A 17,307-nucleotide genomic window follows, 5' to 3' on the forward strand; every position below is an offset into this window, starting at 1 on the left:
AAAGTTAAATCACTTAGACTTAATTTAGAAAGCCTCCCTAATCGGAGGCTTTTTTCGTTTTACAGGTAGTGCCGTGATGTGCAGCAAATAGAGATTAGTAATGAGGTGGTGGGGTCTCTTCAGATGGATCGGCAAGGTTAGAGGTATCCATGTTTTTCACTTTACCCACTACGTATTTCATTTGTGTTTGCATTCTTGAAATCAGTAATTGTTGCTGACTTAGTGCATCATTAAGTTCATCGATGGTTTGTTCTTGAAATGCCGCTTTACACTCAAGATCATCAATTTTCTGATTAAGCTTTTGGATTAGTGTTGAAATCTCTGTTGTATCTGACATTGCATTGAGCCTATAAAATCGATAACGGGGAGCAGTTTACCTTAGATTACCTGTGCCTTCATCTCTATATCCTACCCTTATAACCGAATACTGGCAGGGAAATAGCCGTAGGGTTGGCGGGAAATGGACTCTTATAGAAGCCAATCAGGCGATTTAACTCGCTTACTAGGGAACTAATCTAAATAGTAGGGTCTAAGTCCCTATCTCACACATTTTTACTTAGAAATGACAATTAAAGGTTGTGTAGGCGTAATTATAATTCGCACACTGACCTGTAATTTGTTAATTTTAATAAAATATTAACGGAAACAATTTGCACCTAATAGTGCTTAAAGTAGTGGCTAAGCCATGATTTGGAGAAATAAATGAAATCAATGCTAAAACTTTCTCTGCTTGCAGCAACAGTTGCCCTAGCAGTTGGTTGTCAAAAAGAAGAAGCACCAAAGACAGACGCAGCAGCCCCAGCCGCAACTGAAGCAGCCGCTCCAGCAGAAGCTAGCGCAATGCAGTTTAAATCTGACGACGATAAAGCGGCATACGCAATCGGTGTTTCATTTGCAACTTACCTAAAAGCAAGTGTAGAGAAACCAAAAGAGATTGGTATTGAGCTTAGCGATGAAATGGTACTGAAAGGTATTACGGATTCATTTGCCGGTAATGCTGGTCTTAAAGAAGATGAAATCCGTACGGTTCTTGAAGGTCTAGACGCTCGCGTTAGCAAGAAAATGGCTGAAAAAGCCGCGGCTAAATCAGCAGCAGCATTGAAAGCTGGCGAAGATTTCCGTGCTGATTTTGCTAAGAAAGATGGCGTAACCAAAACTGATTCTGGCATCCTTTACCAAGTTGAAAAACAAGGTGACGGCGCGACTCCTAAAGCTACCGACGTAGTTAAAGTTCACTACACAGGTACTTTAACGGACGGCACTAAGTTCGATAGCTCTATCGACCGTGGCGAACCAGCAACATTCCCACTTAACCGTGTGATTCCTGGTTGGACTGAAGGTCTGCAACTTATGAAAGTGGGTTCTAAATACAAATTTGTTATCCCACCAGAGCTAGCTTACGGCGACCAAGAGTCTCCAGCTATCCCTGCTAACTCTACTTTAGTGTTTGAAGTTGAGCTGCTAGGTATTGAAGCTCCAGCGGCACAGCCTGCTACTAAGTAATAGCAAATAGGCTTTATAAAACCGAGGCTTGCCTCGGTTTTTTGCATTTTGTTTATGATTTAGATCAGAATATTAATGTGTTAATTCAGGTTGCTCTCTCTTTTTTCAAATAATCTGATAAACTTTAACTTATTATTTGAATTATTAACTGGATAGATACGTGAACACTGAAATTATTGATGCTGAATCGCTATTAGAGCTGGATTCTGTTGATATCAAACCTTTTACAGAGCACGACAAGATCATCCTGCGCTCGTATGAAGCAGTAGTTGATGGTATTGCCAGTTTGATAGGACAGTTTTGTGAGATCGTTCTGCACTCGTTAGAAGATCTTAATACCTCGGCTATACGCATAGCCAATGGCGAAAATACTGGCCGTCAGGTAGGTTCTCCAATTACAGTTCTTGCCCTTAAAATGTTAAAAGACATTGAAGGTTCAGAAAGAAACTTCTCTCGCTCATACTTTACTCGCGCCAAAGGTGGGGTATTAATGAAATCGATTACTGTGGCGATTCGCAATGGCGATAACCGAGTGATTGGGCTTCTTTGTATCAATGTCAATTTAGATGCTCCTTTCTCGCAAGTGCTGACTTCATTTATGCCAACTGAAGAAGCACAAGCTGCGGCTTCGTCAGTGAATTTTGCCAGTGATGTTGAAGAGCTGGTGGATCAAACCGTTGAACGCACCATTGATGAAGTGAATGCGGATAAGATGGTGTCGAATAACACTAAAAACCGTCAAATCGTCATGGAACTGTATGACAAAGGTATCTTTGATATAAAAGATGCTATCAGTAGTGTGGCCGATCGTTTGAATATCTCGAAACATACAGTGTATTTGTATATTCGTCAGCGTAAGACTGAGGACGAGTAATTTGAGCTTAACGTACACCTTAGTGGTGAATGGTGAGGTATATGGTGAGCAGTCAAGTTTGAATGCTTATCAGTTTGCCAAAGCTCTGATCAACAAAGGCCACCGTTTAGTGAATGTTTTCTTTTACCAACAAGGCGTCACAAACGGCAACGGTTTAACTGTGCCTGCTAATGATGAATTTGATTTGGTTTCGGCGTGGCAGCAGTTGGCAGCAGAGCATGGGGTGTTATTGCAAACATGTGTAGCGGCAGCCTTGCGCAGAGGTATGGTCGGGCAACAAGAAGCCGAGCAACACCAATTGGCGCAATCTAATCTTGCCGATGGTTTTGAACAGTCTGGATTAGGCAGTTTAGCCGAATCGTTACTGAGTCAGGATAGGGTAGTGCAGTTTTGAAAAGTATTGCCTTTGTATTTACGACCTCACCACACACTACAGCTGCTGGGCGTGAAGCACTTGATGCGGTTTTAGCAACTTCAGCATACAGCGAAAATCTGTCACTGTTTTTTATTGGTGATGGTGTCAGTCAGCTATTAAAGCATCAACAACCGCAATCGATATTGAGTCGCGACTATATCTCAGCATTTCGACTGCTGGATTTATATGAGATAGAAGATTTGTTTGTCTGTGACGCTAGCCTTAATGACTTTGGCTTTTCTGCGGATGACTTATTTTTGGATGCGCAGTTACTCAGCGGTACTGAAATTGCCCAAAAACTGGCCGCTTGTGATGTGGTATTAAGGTTTTAAATTATGTTGCACATAGTAACTCGTTTGCACTTTGTAGAGACTCTATCTTCGTATGTGCTAGAAAAAGACAGCATATTACTGGTTGAAGAGGCCGTGTATGCCATCAATCCTAAGCACAAATTGCACGCTTGTTTGCCTAAGCAAGTGACGCTTAAGGCTTTGCAGCCTGACGTGAGCGCAAGAGGATTAGAAGCGGTGTGTGCGACACATATTGAATGTGTCGATTTTGCCGGTTTTGTTGACCTTACAGCAGAGCACAGTAAATCCTTAACTTGGTAAATACCCCCTAAAAACGATTCTAGATAGCGAATATAGTATCGATCTGTCGCGGATCGGCTCAGATGTTAAAAAAGATCTGTATATTTCTTGACACCCCTCCCGTCCCCGAATAGAATTTCGCGTCCCTAATTGCACTAGTGTGATAGGGCTTAGATTTTTCACAAAGCTTATTTTAAGTAATCAGGAGCTAGTTAATGGCAACTATTAACCAGTTGGTACGCAAGCCACGTGCAAAGCAAGTTGTTAAAAGCAACGTGCCTGCACTAGAAGCGTGCCCACAAAAACGTGGTGTATGTACTCGTGTTTACACAACTACACCAAAAAAACCTAACTCAGCACTTCGTAAGGTTTGCCGTGTTCGTCTAACGAACGGCTTTGAAGTGACTTCGTACATCGGCGGTGAAGGTCACAACCTTCAAGAGCACAGTGTTGTTCTTATCCGTGGCGGTCGTGTTAAAGACCTTCCTGGTGTACGTTACCACACTGTTCGTGGTGCACTTGACTGTGCAGGCGTAAATGACCGTAAACAAGGTCGTTCTAAGTACGGTGTGAAGCGTCCTAAGTCTTAATGCCCTTCTTGTTATAAAGAAGCGTTAAGTAAGGCCAAACATTAAAATTACATATTAATTTTGAAGAAACTGTAAAGTTTTGGATAACCTGAAGAAGACAACGGAGAAATTCCTATGCCACGTCGTCGCGTTATTGGTCAGCGTAAGATCCTTCCAGATCCTAAGTTCAAATCTGAATTGCTGGCAAAATTCGTTAACATCCTTATGGTTGACGGAAAAAAATCTACTGCAGAAAAAATTGTTTACACTGCACTAGAAGTTATGGCTGAGAAGTCTGGTAAAGACCACTTAGCTGTATTTGAAGAAGCTCTTGAAAATGTTCGCCCAGCGGTAGAAGTTAAATCTCGCCGTGTAGGTGGTTCAACTTACCAAGTACCTGTAGAAGTACGTCCGGTTCGCCGTAACGCACTTGCTATGCGTTGGTTGGTTGAAGCTGCGCGCAAGCGTGGTGAAAAATCTATGGCTCAACGCCTAGCTGCTGAAATGCTAGATGCGTCTGAGAACAAAGGTACTGCGGTTAAGAAACGTGAAGACGTTCACCGCATGGCTGACGCTAACAAAGCGTTTGCTCACTACCGCTGGTAATCCCTCGGTAAGACCTTTAATGCAGCGAGCCTTGCTCGCTGCATTTCTCTATTTTTCAGAAAGGAAAAATAGGGTCTATTCATATTTTAAAAGCCTATATTTTTAAAACATTAATAGTCCCTAATAAGAGGATAGAATCGTGGCTCGTAAAACTCCTATTGAGCGCTACCGTAATATCGGTATCGTAGCTCACGTAGATGCAGGTAAAACAACCACAAGTGAGCGTATTCTATTCTATACCGGTCTCTCTCATAAAATTGGTGAGGTTCATGACGGCGCAGCTATCATGGACTGGATGGAGCAAGAGCAAGAACGTGGTATTACTATCACTTCTGCGGCGACCACCACCTTTTGGCGCGGTATGGAAGCTCAATTCCAAGATCATCGCATCAACATTATCGATACCCCTGGACACGTTGACTTTACTATCGAAGTAGAACGCTCATTGCGTGTACTTGATGGTGCCGTTGTCGTTTTCTGTGGCGCATCGGGTGTTGAGCCTCAATCTGAGACAGTTTGGCGTCAAGCAGATAAGTACCATGTTCCTCGTTTAGTGTTCGTTAACAAAATGGACCGTACAGGCGCTGACTTCCTGCGCGTTGTTGACCAAATTGAAGAGCGTCTTGGTGCAACTCCAGTGCCTATTCAATTGAATATTGGTGCTGAAGATGAATTTGCAGGTGTTGTAGACCTGATCAAGATGAAGCGCATCAGCTGGAATGAAGCTGATCAAGGTATGTCTTTCTCTTATGAAGATGTCCCTGCTGATATGCTTGAAAGCGCAGAAGAATGGCGTACTAACTTAGTTGAAGCAGCCGCTGAAGCTAATGAAGAGCTGATGGATAAGTACCTTGAAGAAGGTGAGTTAACGGAAGCAGAGATCAAACAAGGTCTACGTATTCGTACTCTTAACAACGAAATTGTACTTGCAACTTGTGGTAGTGCCTTTAAAAACAAGGGTGTTCAAGCAGTACTTGATGCAGTTGTTGATTTCTTACCATCACCTGTTGATGTACCCGCAATTCAAGGCGTTGATGAAAACGAAAATGTTGTTGAGCGTCATGCCGATGATAAAGAACCGTTTTCTGCATTAGCATTTAAGATTGCAACAGACCCGTTTGTAGGTACTTTAACCTTCATGCGCGTTTACTCTGGAGTTGTCAAATCGGCTGGAACAGTCTACAACTCAGTTAAAGAGAAAAAAGAACGTCTTGGTCGTATTGTACAAATGCACTCGAACAAGCGTGAAGAAGTGAAAGAAGTGTACGCAGGTGACATCGCGGCCGTTATCGGCTTAAAAGATGTGACGACAGGTGATACATTGTGCGATCAGAATCACAAGGTGATTCTAGAACGTATGGAATTTCCTGACCCTGTAATTCAAATTGTGGTAGAACCTAGATCTCAAGCAGACCAAGATAAAATGGCCATTGCTTTAGAAAAGTTAGCTGCAGAAGATCCTTCTTTCCACGTAGAAATGGACAACGAAACGGGTCAAACCTTGATCTCTGGTATGGGTGAGCTTCACTTAGATATCATCGTTGACCGTATGAAGCGTGAATTTAACGTTGGTTGTAACGTAGGTAACCCTCAGGTTGCTTACCGCGAAGCAATTCGTGGCAAAACCAAGGTTGAAGGTAAATTTATTCGTCAAGGTGAACGTAACCAGTATGGTCACGTATGGCTTGAGCTTGAGCCATCAGAACCGGGCGAAGGTTTTGTTTTTGTGAACGATATTGTGGACGGTGTAGTTCCTAGCGAATACATCAGTTCGGTATCGAAAGGTATCGAAGAGCAAATGATTAATGGTGTGCTTGCTGGCTATCCTATGCAGGATGTCAAAGCGACCTTAGTTGATGGTTCTTACCATGATGTCGACTCAAGTGAGATAGCGTTTAGAATCGCTGCCTCAATGGCGTTCAGGGAAGGTGCACTTGATGCACAACCAGTTCTCCTTGAACCAATGATGAAAGTTGAAATAACCACGCCAGAAGACTGGATGGGTAGTGTAGTAGGTGACTTAAACCGTCGTCGCGGCATTATTGAAGGCATGGAAGACGGAACTGCTGGACTCAAAGTTGTCCGTGCGCAGGTACCATTGTCTGTCATGTTTGGCTATTCAACTGACTTACGTTCAGCGACACAAGGCCGTGCTTCTTACTCTATGGAGTTTAGTGAGTACGCTGAAGTGCCGAAGAATGTGGCTGATGCTATTATTGCCGAGCGTGGTTAATCATTTAGGCGCTAAATAGAACTGATGAATTTTTTCAAATCAGTGCGCCTAAATATTGCGCTAAAGGCGTTTGATGCTTAAAATAGCAAATTCTGGCGCGCCTCGACTATGTTCGGTCGCGGCGAATCATAACTAGGAAGGAACACGATCGTGTCTAAAGAAAAATTTGAACGTACGAAACCGCACGTAAACGTTGGTACTATCGGCCACGTTGACCACGGTAAAACAACTCTAACTGCAGCTATCTGTACTACTCTTTCAAAAGTATACGGTGGTGAAGCTAAAGACTTCGCATCTATCGATAATGCTCCAGAAGAGCGTGAGCGCGGTATCACAATCGCTACTTCTCACGTAGAGTACGATACTCCAGAACGTCACTACGCACACGTAGACTGTCCAGGACACGCCGATTATGTTAAAAACATGATCACTGGTGCTGCTCAAATGGATGGTGGTATCCTAGTTGTTGCTGCAACTGATGGTCCAATGCCTCAAACTCGTGAGCACATCCTACTTGGTCGTCAGGTTGGTATTCCTTACATCATCGTATTCATGAACAAATGTGACATGGTTGATGACGAAGAGCTACTTGAACTAGTAGAAATGGAAGTTCGTGAACTTCTTTCTGAGTACGAATACCCAGGAGATGATCTTCCAGTAATCCAAGGTTCTGCACTTGGCGCACTAAACGGCGAGAAGCAGTGGGAAGACAAGATTGTTGAGCTTGCAGAAGCACTAGATTCTTACATTCCACTTCCAGAGCGTGCTGTTGACCAACCGTTCCTACTACCAATTGAAGATGTATTCTCAATTCAAGGTCGTGGTACTGTTGTTACTGGTCGTATCGAGCGCGGTATCCTACGCGTAGGTGACGAAGTAGAAATCGTTGGTATCAAAGATACTACTCTTACTACTTGTACTGGTGTTGAAATGTTCCGTAAACTGCTTGACGAAGGTCGTGCTGGTGAGAACGTTGGTGCACTACTACGTGGTACTAAGCGTGATGACGTTGAACGTGGCCAAGTACTTGCTGCTAAAGGTTCTATCAACCCACACACTAAATTTGAGTCAGAAGTATACGTTCTTTCTAAAGATGAAGGCGGCCGTCATACTCCTTTCTTCAAAGGTTACCGTCCACAGTTCTACTTCCGTACAACTGACGTAACAGGCGACATCACTCTACCTGAAGGCGTAGAAATGGTAATGCCAGGTGACAACGTTCAAATGACTGTTGAGCTAATCGCTCCAATCGCAATGGACGAAGGTCTACGCTTCGCAATCCGTGAAGGTGGCCGTACTGTTGGTGCTGGTGTTGTTGCTAAGATCTTTGACTAATATTTAGTTAAAATCTTGCACACTTCTTCATAAGAAGAAACTGCATTTAAAAGGGAAGCTTAGGCTTCCCTTTTTTTATGCTAAAAATAGTGAGGGCAGTACAGGGGAGGGTGGATATTAGTGCTAGTCTCTAGTGGCTTTACGTAAATTACGATTAATTTTCGCTCACCTCTTGCATCCCCCTCTACGATCTGTATAATCCTTCGCACTGACTTAAGTCGGTTGTGAACCAATGAGCACTGAGGAGCTAGGGAAACCTAGGTAACGTATACTCAGCTTATGTTCGCGGTTAATACAATTAATAAACTAGCTTTATGCTATAAGTTAATCGAAAATTAGCTGACAATGCTTCCTGATTTTGGAAGCTACGGTTTCACATAAATCAATCGGCATTCCCTTATTAATTTAAGAGTGAGTGGCGATATTGTTTGTGTATTTAATTATTAATTGGAGCTCTGTCTCATGCAGAACCAACGTATTCGTATCCGCCTTAAAGCTTTCGATTATAAACTAATCGATGCTTCAACTGCGGAAATCGTTGAAACAGCAAAACGTACCGGCGCGCAGGTTCGTGGTCCTATTCCACTACCTACTCGTAAAGAACGTTTCACTGTTCTTATCTCTCCACACGTTAACAAAGACGCACGTGACCAGTATGAAATTCGTACACACAAGCGTTTGATCGACATCGTTGAACCAACTGACAAGACTGTAGATGCTCTTATGCGTCTAGACCTTGCTGCTGGTGTTGATGTTCAAATCAGCCTAGGTTAAGGGAGATTAGAAGAATGATTGGTCTAGTCGGACGTAAAGTGGGTATGACCCGCGTATTTACCGAAGAAGGCGTTTCTATCCCAGTAACTGTAGTGGAAGTAGAAAACAACCGTGTATCACAAGTTCGTACTCTTGATACTGATGGTTATTCTGCAATCCAGATTACAGCTGGTGCTAAGAAAGCTAACCGCGTTAATAAAGCCGAAGCTGGTCACTTTGCGAAAGCAGGTGTTGAAGCAGGTCGCGGTCTTTGGGAATTCCGTTTAGAAAACGGTGAAGAGTTTGAAGTTGGCGCTGAGCTAAACGTAGAACTTTTCAATGAAGTAAAAAAAGTAGACGTTACTGGTACTTCTAAAGGTAAAGGCTTCCAAGGCGCTATCAAGCGTTGGAATTTCTCTACTCAAGATATGACTCACGGTAACTCCTTGTCTCACCGCGCACCAGGTTCAATTGGCCAATGTCAAACTCCAGGTCGCGTATTTAAAGGCAAGAAAATGGCTGGTCACATGGGTGCTGAGCGTGTAACGACTCAAAACCTAGAGATCGTACGTGTTGACGCTGAGCGCAATCTGCTTCTTATTAAAGGTGCAGTACCAGGCTCAATCGGCGGCAACGTTATCGTAAAACCAGCTGTTAAAGCATAACGTCTAGGAGTAAGTAATGGAATTGATGGTTAAAGGTGCTGATGCACTAACTGTTTCCGAGACTACTTTCGGACGTGACTTCAACGAAGCTCTTGTACACCAAGTAGTTGTTGCTTATGCAGCAGGTGCTCGTCAAGGTACTCGTGCTCAAAAGACTCGTTCTGAAGTATCTGGCGGTGGCGCTAAGCCATGGCGTCAAAAAGGTACTGGCCGTGCACGTGCTGGTACAATTCGTAGCCCAATCTGGCGATCAGGTGGTGTTACTTTTGCTGCGAAACCACAGGATCACAGCCAAAAAGTAAACAAAAAAATGTATCGCGGTGCTATGAAAAGCATTCTTTCTGAGCTTGTTCGTCAAGAGCGTTTAATCGTTGTTGATAACTTCTCAGTAGAAGCACCAAAAACAAAAGAGCTAGTAGCTAAGCTTAAAGATCTTGAGCTTAACGACGTTCTAATCGTGACTAGTGAAGTAGATGAGAATCTATTCTTAGCTGCTCGTAACCTTTATAAAGTTGATGCACGTGACGTAGCTGGTATTGATCCAGTAAGCCTAATTGCATTCGACAAGGTTCTAATTACTGCTGATGCAGTGAAGCAAGTTGAGGAGATGCTGGCATGATCACTGAAGAGCGTCTACTAAAAGTTCTACGTGCTCCACATATCTCTGAAAAAGCAACTATGGCTGCAGAGAAAGCGAACACTATCGTTTTCAAAGTAGCAAAAGATGCAACTAAAAAAGAGATCAAAGCAGCTGTAGAAAAGCTATTTGAAGTTGAAGTTAAGTCTGTAAATACTCTTGTTCTTAAGGGTAAGACCAAACGTCAAGGTATGCGTGAAGGCCGTCGTTCAGACGTGAAAAAAGCTTACGTTACCTTGAAAGAAGGTCAAGATCTTGACTTCGTTGGCGGTGCGGAATAACAGGAGTAGTTAAGAATGGCTATTGTTAAATGTAAGCCGACTTCCCCTGGTCGTCGTCACGTAGTTAAAGTTGTTAACGCTGACCTGCACAAGGGTAAGCCATACGCTCCACTTCTAGAGAAAAACTCTAAGAATGGTGGTCGTAACAACAACGGTCGTATCACAGTACGTCACATCGGTGGTGGTCACAAACATCACTACCGTCTAGTTGACTTTAAACGTACTAAAGATGGCATCCCAGCGAAAGTTGAGCGTCTAGAATACGATCCAAACCGTAGCGCAAACATTGCTCTAGTTCTGTACGCAGACGGTGAGCGTCGCTACATTATTGCACCAAAAGGCATTTCAGCTGGAGATTCAATCCAGTCTGGTGTTGATGCGCCAATCAAAGCAGGTAACACTCTGCCGATGCGCAACATCCCAGTAGGTTCAACTGTACACTGTGTTGAACTTAAGCCTGGTAAAGGTGCACAAATTGCTCGTTCTGCAGGTGCATACGCACAAATCATCGCTCGCGATGGTGCATATGTAACTCTACGCCTACGTTCAGGTGAAATGCGCAAAGTTCTTTCTGAGGGTCGTGCTACGATCGGTGAAGTTGGTAACTCTGAGCACATGCTACGTGAACTAGGTAAAGCTGGTGCTTCACGCTGGCGCGGCGTACGTCCAACCGTACGTGGTGTTGTAATGAACCCGGTAGATCACCCACACGGTGGTGGTGAAGGTCGTACTTCTGGTGGTCGTCACCCAGTATCACCTTGGGGTCAGCCTACTAAAGGCTTTAAGACTCGTAAGAACAAGCGCACTGACAAGTACATCGTACGTCGTCGTAACAAGTAATCTATAAAGAGGAATCGCCATGCCACGTTCTCTCAAGAAAGGTCCTTTTATTGACCTGCACTTGCTGAAGAAGGTAGAGAAAGCGGTGGAAAGCGGAGACAAAAAGCCTATTAAGACTTGGTCCCGTCGTTCAATGATCATCCCAACAATGATTGGTTTGACCATCGCTGTCCATAATGGTCGTCAGCACGTACCAGTATTCGTAACCGAAGAAATGATCGGTCACAAACTGGGCGAATTTGCGCCAACTCGTACTTATCGCGGCCATGCTGCAGATAAGAAAGCCAAGAAGAAATAAGGAGTAGATAATGGAAGCTTTAGCTAAACATAACTTTGCTCGTATTTCTCCACAGAAAGCTCGCCTTGTTGCGGACCAAATCCGTGGCAAGAATGTTGATCAAGCACTAGAAATCCTAACTTTCAGCAACAAAAAAGCTGCTGTGCTAGTTAAGAAAGTTCTTGAATCAGCAATCGCGAACGCTGAGCATAACGAAGGTGCAGATATCGACGATCTAAATGTCGCTAAAATCTTCGTAGATGAAGGTCCTATCATGAAGCGTATTATGCCTCGTGCTAAAGGCCGTGCCGACCGTATCTTGAAGCGTTCTTGCCACATCACAATTGTTGTTGCAGACGCTTAAGACTAGGAGATAAGCAATGGGTCAGAAAGTACATCCTAATGGTATTCGTCTTGGCATCGTCAAGCCTTGGAATGCTACATGGTTTGCTAATACCAAAGATTTCGCTGACAACCTAGACGGCGACTTCAAGGTACGTCAGTTCCTTACTAAGGAACTTTCAAAAGCGTCTCTTTCACGTATCGTTATCGAACGTCCAGCTAAGAGCATTCGTGTGACTATTCACACTGCTCGCCCTGGCGTTGTTATCGGTAAGAAAGGTGAAGACGTTGAGAAGCTACGCACAGCTGTAGCTAAAATCGCAGGTGTACCAGCGCAAATTAACATCGCTGAAGTACGTAAGCCTGAGCTAGATGGTCAATTAGTGGCTGATAGCATCGCGTCTCAGCTAGAGCGTCGTGTTATGTTCCGTCGTGCTATGAAGCGCGCGGTACAAAACGCAATGCGTCTTGGCGCTAAAGGTATCAAAGTAGAAGTAAGCGGCCGTCTTGGCGGTGCTGAAATCGCGCGTACTGAATGGTACCGTGAAGGCCGTGTGCCACTACATACCCTTCGTGCTGACATCGATTACGCAACTTCTTCGGCTCACACCCAATACGGTGTGATCGGCATTAAAGTCTGGATCTTCAAAGGTGAAATCCTAGGCGGTATGCCAGCTGCTAATGCAGTAGAGCCAAAGGCTGACAAGCCTAAGAAGCAGCGTAAAGGCCGTAAGTAAGGAGTCGACAGATGCTACAACCTAAACGTACTAAGTTCCGTAAGGTTCAGACTGGTCGTAACCGTGGCCTAGCTAAAGGTACTGAAGTAAGCTTCGGCGAATTCGGTCTTAAAGCTGTTGGTCGTGGACGTATTACTGCTCGTCAAATCGAAGCGGCACGTCGTGCTATGACACGTCATGTTAAACGTCAAGGTCAAATTTGGATTCGTATCTTCCCAGACAAACCGATTACTGAAAAACCTCTTGAAGTTCGTCAAGGTAAAGGTAAAGGTAACGTTGAGTACTGGGTTGCTCAAATCCAACCTGGCAAGGTTATGTACGAAATGAATGGCGTACCTGAAGAGTTGGCACGTGAAGCGTTCCGCCTAGCGGCACGTAAACTGCCTATCAAAACAACATTTGTAACTAAGCAGGTGATGTAATGAAAGCACAAGAGCTACGTGAAAAGAGCGTTGAAGAACTTAACGCTGAGCTATTGAATTTGCTACGTGAACAGTTCAACTTGCGCATGCAAGCTGCGACTGGTCAACTACAGCAAACACATACTCTTAAAGCTGTACGTCGTGATATCGCACGTGTTAAAACCATATTGACTGAGAAGGCAGGCGCATAATGAGCGACAAAATCCGTACTTCACTTGGTCGTATCGTAAGTGACAAAGGCGATAAGTCTATTGTTGTTGCTATCGAGCGCATGGTTAAACACCCTATTTACGGCAAGTTCGTAAAGCGCACGACTAAGATCCACGCACATGATGAAAACAACGAGTGTAGCCTAGGCGATACCGTTGAAATTCAAGAGTGTCGTCCACTGTCTAAGACTAAATCTTGGACTTTGGTAAAAGTTGTAAAAAAAGCGAAAGTTTAATTTTCGTTAGTTTTTAACAACTTAAAGCGGCTTCCAGGATTTTTTGGGAGCCGCTTATTTTTTGCCTACCCAATTGGGTAAAAGGGTGTTACAATTCGCATCCCTTTAAAGAGGCAGCCCGACCCGAGAGGGTCTAGTTTTTAATATTTAGCGGAGCACTAACAATGATCCAAATGCAAAGTACACTTGACGCTGCAGATAACTCTGGCGCGCGCAAGGTAATGTGTATTAAGGTTCTGGGTGGCTCACACCGTCGTTATGCACATATCGGTGATATCATCAAAGTTACTGTTAAGGAAGCAATTCCTCGCGGTAAAGTAAAAAAAGGTGATGTACTGAAGGCGGTTGTTGTGCGCACTCGTAAAGGCGTACGTCGTCCAGACGGTTCTGTCATTCGCTTCGACCGTAATGCTTGTGTATTGTTGAACGACACTACTGAGCAACCAGTCGGCACTCGTATCTTTGGCCCAGTGACTCGTGAACTTCGTAATGCGAAATTCATGAAGATTGTTTCACTGGCTCCAGAAGTACTATAAGGAGCAGTAAAATGGCAGCTAAAATCCGTCGTGATGACGAAGTAATCGTTCTTGCTGGTAAAGATAAAGGCAAGAAAGGTAAAGTAACTAAGGTTCTGACAACTGGTAAAGTTATCGTTGAAGGTATCAACCTTGTTAAGAAACATCAGAAGCCTGTACCGGCTATGAATGTTCAAGGTGGTATCGTAGAGCAAGAAGCAGCAATTGATGCTTCAAACATTGCAGTCTACAACGCAGCTACAGGTAAAGCAGACCGTATCGGTTTCCGTTTCGAAGATGGCAAGAAGGTTCGCTTCTTCAAGTCTAACGGCGAAACCGTTTCTAACTAAGAATAGAGTAATTTGGAGTGAACTATGGCGAAACTGCATGATTACTACAAGTCGTCTGTAGTCGCTGAACTTACCAAAGAGTTCAGCTACACAAGCGTCATGCAAGTCCCTAGAATCGATAAGATCACCCTTAATATGGGTGTGGGTGAAGCAATCAACGATAAAAAGCTTCTAGAAAACGCAGCTTCTGATATGGCAACGATCTCTGGTCAAAAGCCACTAATCACTAAAGCGCGTAAATCTGTTGCTGGTTTTAAAATCCGCGAAGGCTACCCAATCGGTTGTAAAGTAACCTTGCGTGGCGAACGTATGTGGGATTTCTTGGAGCGTTTGATTAACATCGCTCTACCACGTGTACGTGACTTCCGTGGTGTTAGCGCTAAGTCTTTTGACGGACGCGGTAACTACAGCATGGGCGTTCGCGAGCAAATCATCTTCCCGGAAATCGACTTTGATAAAGTTGATCGCGTTCGTGGTCTTGATATTACTATCACGACTTCTGCGAGCACCGATGAGGAAGGCCGAGCTCTGCTGGCTGCCTTTAACTTCCCATTCCGTAAGTAAGGTGAAGGGTTACTGTTATGGCTAAACAATCTATGAAAGCACGCGAAACTAAACGTGCTAAGCTAGTAGCAAAATTCGCTGAAAAGCGTCGTGCGCTTAAAATCACTATTAGTGATGTTAACGCATCTGAAGAAGAGCGTTGGGATGCAGTTCTAAAACTACAATCTCTACCACGTGATTCAAGTGCATCTCGTCAGCGTAACCGTTGCAACCAAACTGGTCGTCCACACGGTTACCTACGTAAGTTCGGTCTAAGCCGTATTAAGGTTCGTGAAGCTTGCATGAAAGGCGAGATTCCGGGTCTTCGTAAGGCTAGCTGGTAATTGCCACTTAATCATTTGGAGTAAATCGTATGAGCATGCAAGATCCGATTTCGGATATGCTGACCCGCATTCGTAACGGTCAGTCAGCAAATAAAGTTGCTGTAAAAATGCCTTCTTCAAAGCTTAAAGTTGCAATCGCTACTTTGCTAAAAAACGAAGGTTACATCACAGACTTCGCTGTTGAAAGCGGAGCAAAACCAGAGCTAGAAGTTACTCTTAAGTACTTCCAAGCAAAACCAGTAATCGAGCAAATCCAACGTGTTTCTCGTCCAGGTCTGCGTGTCTATAAAAATAAAGACAGCCTTCCTTCAGTGATGGGTGGTTTGGGTATTGCTGTAGTGTCCACTTCCAAAGGTCTTATGTCTGACCGCGCCGCTCGCAAAGCGGGTCTTGGTGGTGAGATCATCTGCTACGTAGCTTAAGGAGTAGAATATGTCTCGTGTTGCTAAAGCACCTGTCGCTATTCCAGCTGGAGTAGAGGTGAAGATTAATGGTCAAGAAGTTACTGTGAAAGGCCCTAAGGGTGAACTTTCTCGCGTTTTCAACAACGCAGTAGTAATTTCTCAGGAAGAGAACAACCTAACTTTCGGTCCACGTGAAGGTGTAGCTGGTGCTTGGGCACAAGCTGGTACTGCGCGTGCACTTGTAAACAACATGGTTGTTGGTGTTACTGAAGGCTTTACTAAGAAACTAGTTCTTAAGGGTGTTGGTTACCGTGCTGCTATCAAAGGCAACGCTGTAAACTTGACTCTAGGTTTCTCTCACCCAGTTGAGCACGAAGTGCCAGCGGGTATTAAAGCCGAATGTCCTAGCCAAACTGAAATTGTTCTAACTGGTGCTGATAAGCAACTAGTTGGTCAAACAGCGGCTAACATTCGTTCTTACCGTGAGCCTGAACCTTATAAAGGTAAAGGTGTTCGTTACGCAGATGAATATGTGCGTACCAAAGAAGCTAAGAAGAAGTAAGGTAACACTATGGATAAGAAAGCATCTCGCATCCGTCGTGCTACACGTGCACGTCGTAAGATTGCTGAACTTCGTGTGAACCGTCTAGTAGTACACCGTACTCCTCGTCATGTGTATGCACAGGTTATTGCACCAAACGGCTCTGAGGTTATCGCAGCTGCTTCTACTGTAGAAAAAGCGATCCGTGAGCAAGTTAAGAACACTGGTAACGTTGACGCTGCTAAAGCTGTAGGTAAAGCTATTGCTGAGCGCGCTATCGAAAAAGGCATTTCAAATGTTGCTTTCGATCGTTCTGGTTTCCAATACCACGGTCGAGTAGCGGCGCTAGCAGATTCTGCTCGCGAAGCTGGTCTGAAATTCTAAGGTAGGGTTGATCGATGGCTAAAGAACAACAACAAGCTTCAGATTTGGCGGAAAAATTAATCGCCGTTAACCGTGTTGCTAAAACGGTTAAAGGTGGTCGAATCTTTAGTTTTACTGCACTAACAGTAGTTGGTGACGGTAACGGTCGCATAGGTTTCGGTTACGGCAAAGCTCGTGAAGTACCTGCAGCGATTCAAAAAGCAATGGAAAAAGCTCGTCGTAACATGGTTACGATCGCGCTTAATGAAGGTACTCTTCACCACGCGGTGAAAGGTCGTCACACTGGCTCTAAAGTATACATGCAGCCAGCTGCGGAAGGTACTGGTATCATCGCCGGCGGTGCGATGCGTGCAGTACTAGAAGTTGTAGGTGTTCGAAACGTACTTGCGAAAGCATACGGTTCAACAAACCCTATCAACGTAGTTCGCGCGACTATTGATGGTTTAAGCGGCATGAAATCTCCAGAGATGATTGCAGCTAAACGTGGTCTAACTGTTGAAAATATTTCGGAGTAAGCACCATGGCAACTATCAAAGTAACTCAAACTAAAAGCTCAATCGGTCGTCTACCTAAGCACAAATTGTGCTTACGTGGTCTAGGCCTTCGTCGCATCAACCATACGGTAGAACTTGAAGACACGCCTGCAATTCGCGGCATGATCAACAAGGTTTACTACATGGTTAAAGTTGAGGAGTAATCAGA

30 protein-coding genes are annotated in these 17,307 nt (G+C 44.2%); 29 read left to right on the forward strand and 1 reads right to left on the reverse strand.

Going from position 1 to position 17,307, the window contains the following annotated elements:
• Positions 1 to 94 precede the first annotated feature (94 nt).
• Positions 95 to 337 (reverse strand): SlyX family protein, encoded by a 243-nt coding sequence (locus tag VHA01S_RS00740; RefSeq protein WP_023402457.1) that lies wholly within the window; start codon positions 335 to 337, stop codon positions 95 to 97.
• A gap of 365 nt (positions 338 to 702) precedes the next feature.
• Here VHA01S_RS00740 and fkpA point away from each other — a divergent pair, with 365 nt between their 5' ends.
• The 29 genes from fkpA to rpmD all read left to right on the forward strand — a co-directional run bounded on the left by fkpA (position 703) and on the right by rpmD (position 17,302).
• Positions 703 to 1,503 carry an FKBP-type peptidyl-prolyl cis-trans isomerase gene (fkpA, locus tag VHA01S_RS00745; RefSeq protein ID WP_023402458.1) on the forward strand — a complete coding sequence of 267 codons (801 nt, stop codon included), beginning with the start codon at positions 703 to 705 and terminating at the stop codon, positions 1,501 to 1,503.
• A gap of 160 nt (positions 1,504 to 1,663) precedes the next feature.
• A complete protein-coding gene (locus VHA01S_RS00750; protein WP_023402459.1) occupies positions 1,664 to 2,377 on the forward strand; it encodes a helix-turn-helix transcriptional regulator in 714 nt (237 codons plus the stop codon).
• A gap of 1 nt (position 2,378) precedes the next feature.
• Positions 2,379 to 2,771 (forward strand): sulfurtransferase complex subunit TusD, encoded by a 393-nt coding sequence (gene tusD, locus VHA01S_RS00755; RefSeq protein ID WP_023402460.1) that lies wholly within the window; start codon positions 2,379 to 2,381, stop codon positions 2,769 to 2,771.
• Positions 2,768 to 3,124, forward strand: coding sequence for a sulfurtransferase complex subunit TusC (gene tusC / locus VHA01S_RS00760; RefSeq protein WP_023402461.1), 357 nt, complete (start codon positions 2,768 to 2,770; stop codon positions 3,122 to 3,124). Before tusD ends, tusC begins: the two co-directional genes overlap by 4 nt.
• Positions 3,125 to 3,127: 3 nt before the next feature.
• Entirely contained in the window at positions 3,128 to 3,403 is a 276-nt protein-coding gene (gene tusB, locus VHA01S_RS00765; protein ID WP_023402462.1) for a sulfurtransferase complex subunit TusB, read from the forward strand.
• A gap of 194 nt (positions 3,404 to 3,597) precedes the next feature.
• Positions 3,598 to 3,972, forward strand: coding sequence for a 30S ribosomal protein S12 (gene rpsL, locus VHA01S_RS00770; RefSeq protein WP_004399892.1), 375 nt, complete (start codon positions 3,598 to 3,600; stop codon positions 3,970 to 3,972).
• A 114-nt stretch (positions 3,973 to 4,086) separates the two neighbouring features.
• Positions 4,087 to 4,557: a 30S ribosomal protein S7 gene (gene rpsG / locus VHA01S_RS00775; RefSeq protein WP_023402463.1), complete on the forward strand. Its 471-nt coding sequence runs from the start codon at positions 4,087 to 4,089 to the stop codon at positions 4,555 to 4,557.
• A 139-nt stretch (positions 4,558 to 4,696) separates the two neighbouring features.
• Entirely contained in the window at positions 4,697 to 6,790 is a 2,094-nt protein-coding gene (gene fusA, locus VHA01S_RS00780; protein WP_023402464.1) for an elongation factor G, read from the forward strand.
• Positions 6,791 to 6,940: 150 nt separating this feature from the next.
• Complete coding sequence (gene tuf, locus VHA01S_RS00785; protein ID WP_023402465.1) at positions 6,941 to 8,125, forward strand: elongation factor Tu; 1,185 nt, start codon at positions 6,941 to 6,943, stop codon at positions 8,123 to 8,125.
• A gap of 462 nt (positions 8,126 to 8,587) precedes the next feature.
• Positions 8,588 to 8,899: a 30S ribosomal protein S10 gene (gene rpsJ, locus VHA01S_RS00790; RefSeq protein WP_001181007.1), complete on the forward strand. Its 312-nt coding sequence runs from the start codon at positions 8,588 to 8,590 to the stop codon at positions 8,897 to 8,899.
• Positions 8,900 to 8,913: 14 nt separating this feature from the next.
• Positions 8,914 to 9,543, forward strand: a complete 630-nt coding sequence (rplC, locus tag VHA01S_RS00795; protein ID WP_023402466.1) for a 50S ribosomal protein L3 — start codon at positions 8,914 to 8,916, stop codon at positions 9,541 to 9,543.
• Positions 9,544 to 9,559: 16 nt separating this feature from the next.
• Complete coding sequence (gene rplD / locus VHA01S_RS00800; RefSeq protein WP_023402467.1) at positions 9,560 to 10,162, forward strand: 50S ribosomal protein L4; 603 nt, start codon at positions 9,560 to 9,562, stop codon at positions 10,160 to 10,162.
• Positions 10,159 to 10,461 carry a 50S ribosomal protein L23 gene (gene rplW / locus VHA01S_RS00805; RefSeq protein ID WP_017029101.1) on the forward strand — a complete coding sequence of 101 codons (303 nt, stop codon included), beginning with the start codon at positions 10,159 to 10,161 and terminating at the stop codon, positions 10,459 to 10,461. Before rplD ends, rplW begins: the two co-directional genes overlap by 4 nt.
• Before the next feature lie 15 nt (positions 10,462 to 10,476).
• On the forward strand, positions 10,477 to 11,301 hold the full coding sequence (gene rplB, locus VHA01S_RS00810) for a 50S ribosomal protein L2 (RefSeq protein ID WP_023402468.1): 825 nt from the start codon (positions 10,477 to 10,479) through the stop codon (positions 11,299 to 11,301).
• A 19-nt stretch (positions 11,302 to 11,320) separates the two neighbouring features.
• Positions 11,321 to 11,599, forward strand: a complete 279-nt coding sequence (rpsS, locus tag VHA01S_RS00815; RefSeq protein WP_004736729.1) for a 30S ribosomal protein S19 — start codon at positions 11,321 to 11,323, stop codon at positions 11,597 to 11,599.
• A gap of 10 nt (positions 11,600 to 11,609) precedes the next feature.
• A complete protein-coding gene (rplV, locus tag VHA01S_RS00820; protein ID WP_021712519.1) occupies positions 11,610 to 11,942 on the forward strand; it encodes a 50S ribosomal protein L22 in 333 nt (110 codons plus the stop codon).
• A gap of 16 nt (positions 11,943 to 11,958) precedes the next feature.
• Positions 11,959 to 12,657, forward strand: a complete 699-nt coding sequence (gene rpsC / locus VHA01S_RS00825) for a 30S ribosomal protein S3 (protein WP_023402469.1) — start codon at positions 11,959 to 11,961, stop codon at positions 12,655 to 12,657.
• Positions 12,658 to 12,668: 11 nt separating this feature from the next.
• The gene (gene rplP, locus VHA01S_RS00830; RefSeq protein ID WP_017029096.1) at positions 12,669 to 13,079 is read left to right on the forward strand and encodes a 50S ribosomal protein L16; all 411 of its coding nucleotides are present in this window, start codon (positions 12,669 to 12,671) and stop codon (positions 13,077 to 13,079) included.
• Entirely contained in the window at positions 13,079 to 13,270 is a 192-nt protein-coding gene (gene rpmC / locus VHA01S_RS00835; protein ID WP_021712518.1) for a 50S ribosomal protein L29, read from the forward strand. Before rplP ends, rpmC begins: the two co-directional genes overlap by 1 nt.
• On the forward strand, positions 13,270 to 13,524 hold the full coding sequence (rpsQ, locus tag VHA01S_RS00840) for a 30S ribosomal protein S17 (protein WP_023402470.1): 255 nt from the start codon (positions 13,270 to 13,272) through the stop codon (positions 13,522 to 13,524). The genes rpmC and rpsQ overlap by 1 nt, the downstream gene beginning before the upstream one ends.
• 164 nt (positions 13,525 to 13,688) lie before the next feature.
• A complete protein-coding gene (gene rplN, locus VHA01S_RS00845) occupies positions 13,689 to 14,060 on the forward strand; it encodes a 50S ribosomal protein L14 (protein ID WP_006075569.1) in 372 nt (123 codons plus the stop codon).
• Between the two features lie 11 nt (positions 14,061 to 14,071).
• A complete protein-coding gene (gene rplX, locus VHA01S_RS00850; RefSeq protein WP_023402471.1) occupies positions 14,072 to 14,389 on the forward strand; it encodes a 50S ribosomal protein L24 in 318 nt (105 codons plus the stop codon).
• A gap of 24 nt (positions 14,390 to 14,413) precedes the next feature.
• Entirely contained in the window at positions 14,414 to 14,953 is a 540-nt protein-coding gene (gene rplE, locus VHA01S_RS00855; RefSeq protein WP_023402472.1) for a 50S ribosomal protein L5, read from the forward strand.
• A gap of 17 nt (positions 14,954 to 14,970) precedes the next feature.
• A complete protein-coding gene (gene rpsN, locus VHA01S_RS00860) occupies positions 14,971 to 15,276 on the forward strand; it encodes a 30S ribosomal protein S14 (RefSeq protein ID WP_017029090.1) in 306 nt (101 codons plus the stop codon).
• A gap of 29 nt (positions 15,277 to 15,305) precedes the next feature.
• Entirely contained in the window at positions 15,306 to 15,698 is a 393-nt protein-coding gene (gene rpsH, locus VHA01S_RS00865) for a 30S ribosomal protein S8 (protein ID WP_021712514.1), read from the forward strand.
• A gap of 10 nt (positions 15,699 to 15,708) precedes the next feature.
• A complete protein-coding gene (gene rplF, locus VHA01S_RS00870) occupies positions 15,709 to 16,242 on the forward strand; it encodes a 50S ribosomal protein L6 (RefSeq protein ID WP_023402473.1) in 534 nt (177 codons plus the stop codon).
• Between the two features lie 9 nt (positions 16,243 to 16,251).
• Entirely contained in the window at positions 16,252 to 16,605 is a 354-nt protein-coding gene (gene rplR / locus VHA01S_RS00875; RefSeq protein WP_021712512.1) for a 50S ribosomal protein L18, read from the forward strand.
• A gap of 14 nt (positions 16,606 to 16,619) precedes the next feature.
• Positions 16,620 to 17,120 (forward strand): 30S ribosomal protein S5, encoded by a 501-nt coding sequence (rpsE, locus tag VHA01S_RS00880; protein WP_021712511.1) that lies wholly within the window; start codon positions 16,620 to 16,622, stop codon positions 17,118 to 17,120.
• A 5-nt stretch (positions 17,121 to 17,125) separates the two neighbouring features.
• Complete coding sequence (gene rpmD, locus VHA01S_RS00885; RefSeq protein ID WP_021712510.1) at positions 17,126 to 17,302, forward strand: 50S ribosomal protein L30; 177 nt, start codon at positions 17,126 to 17,128, stop codon at positions 17,300 to 17,302.
• Positions 17,303 to 17,307 lie beyond the last annotated feature (5 nt).

The organism is Vibrio halioticoli NBRC 102217 (assembly GCF_000496695.1).
In the GTDB taxonomy this organism is placed as follows: domain Bacteria; phylum Pseudomonadota; class Gammaproteobacteria; order Enterobacterales; family Vibrionaceae; genus Vibrio; species Vibrio halioticoli.

Coding starts and splice junctions, on each gene's coding strand:
- VHA01S_RS00740 (WP_023402457.1), bottom strand. CDS start 337: ATGTCAGATACAACAGAGATTTCAACACTAATCCAAAAGCTTAATCAG.
- fkpA (WP_023402458.1), top strand. CDS start 703: ATGAAATCAATGCTAAAACTTTCTCTGCTTGCAGCAACAGTTGCCCTA.
- tusB (WP_023402462.1), top strand. CDS start 3,128: ATGTTGCACATAGTAACTCGTTTGCACTTTGTAGAGACTCTATCTTCG.
- rpsL (WP_004399892.1), top strand. CDS start 3,598: ATGGCAACTATTAACCAGTTGGTACGCAAGCCACGTGCAAAGCAAGTT.
- rpsG (WP_023402463.1), top strand. CDS start 4,087: ATGCCACGTCGTCGCGTTATTGGTCAGCGTAAGATCCTTCCAGATCCT.
- rpsJ (WP_001181007.1), top strand. CDS start 8,588: ATGCAGAACCAACGTATTCGTATCCGCCTTAAAGCTTTCGATTATAAA.
- rplC (WP_023402466.1), top strand. CDS start 8,914: ATGATTGGTCTAGTCGGACGTAAAGTGGGTATGACCCGCGTATTTACC.
- rplD (WP_023402467.1), top strand. CDS start 9,560: ATGGAATTGATGGTTAAAGGTGCTGATGCACTAACTGTTTCCGAGACT.
- rplW (WP_017029101.1), top strand. CDS start 10,159: ATGATCACTGAAGAGCGTCTACTAAAAGTTCTACGTGCTCCACATATC.
- rplB (WP_023402468.1), top strand. CDS start 10,477: ATGGCTATTGTTAAATGTAAGCCGACTTCCCCTGGTCGTCGTCACGTA.
- rpsS (WP_004736729.1), top strand. CDS start 11,321: ATGCCACGTTCTCTCAAGAAAGGTCCTTTTATTGACCTGCACTTGCTG.
- rplV (WP_021712519.1), top strand. CDS start 11,610: ATGGAAGCTTTAGCTAAACATAACTTTGCTCGTATTTCTCCACAGAAA.
- rpsC (WP_023402469.1), top strand. CDS start 11,959: ATGGGTCAGAAAGTACATCCTAATGGTATTCGTCTTGGCATCGTCAAG.
- rplP (WP_017029096.1), top strand. CDS start 12,669: ATGCTACAACCTAAACGTACTAAGTTCCGTAAGGTTCAGACTGGTCGT.
- rpmC (WP_021712518.1), top strand. CDS start 13,079: ATGAAAGCACAAGAGCTACGTGAAAAGAGCGTTGAAGAACTTAACGCT.
- rpsQ (WP_023402470.1), top strand. CDS start 13,270: ATGAGCGACAAAATCCGTACTTCACTTGGTCGTATCGTAAGTGACAAA.
- rplN (WP_006075569.1), top strand. CDS start 13,689: ATGATCCAAATGCAAAGTACACTTGACGCTGCAGATAACTCTGGCGCG.
- rplX (WP_023402471.1), top strand. CDS start 14,072: ATGGCAGCTAAAATCCGTCGTGATGACGAAGTAATCGTTCTTGCTGGT.
- rplE (WP_023402472.1), top strand. CDS start 14,414: ATGGCGAAACTGCATGATTACTACAAGTCGTCTGTAGTCGCTGAACTT.
- rpsN (WP_017029090.1), top strand. CDS start 14,971: ATGGCTAAACAATCTATGAAAGCACGCGAAACTAAACGTGCTAAGCTA.
- rpsH (WP_021712514.1), top strand. CDS start 15,306: ATGAGCATGCAAGATCCGATTTCGGATATGCTGACCCGCATTCGTAAC.
- rplF (WP_023402473.1), top strand. CDS start 15,709: ATGTCTCGTGTTGCTAAAGCACCTGTCGCTATTCCAGCTGGAGTAGAG.
- rplR (WP_021712512.1), top strand. CDS start 16,252: ATGGATAAGAAAGCATCTCGCATCCGTCGTGCTACACGTGCACGTCGT.
- rpsE (WP_021712511.1), top strand. CDS start 16,620: ATGGCTAAAGAACAACAACAAGCTTCAGATTTGGCGGAAAAATTAATC.
- rpmD (WP_021712510.1), top strand. CDS start 17,126: ATGGCAACTATCAAAGTAACTCAAACTAAAAGCTCAATCGGTCGTCTA.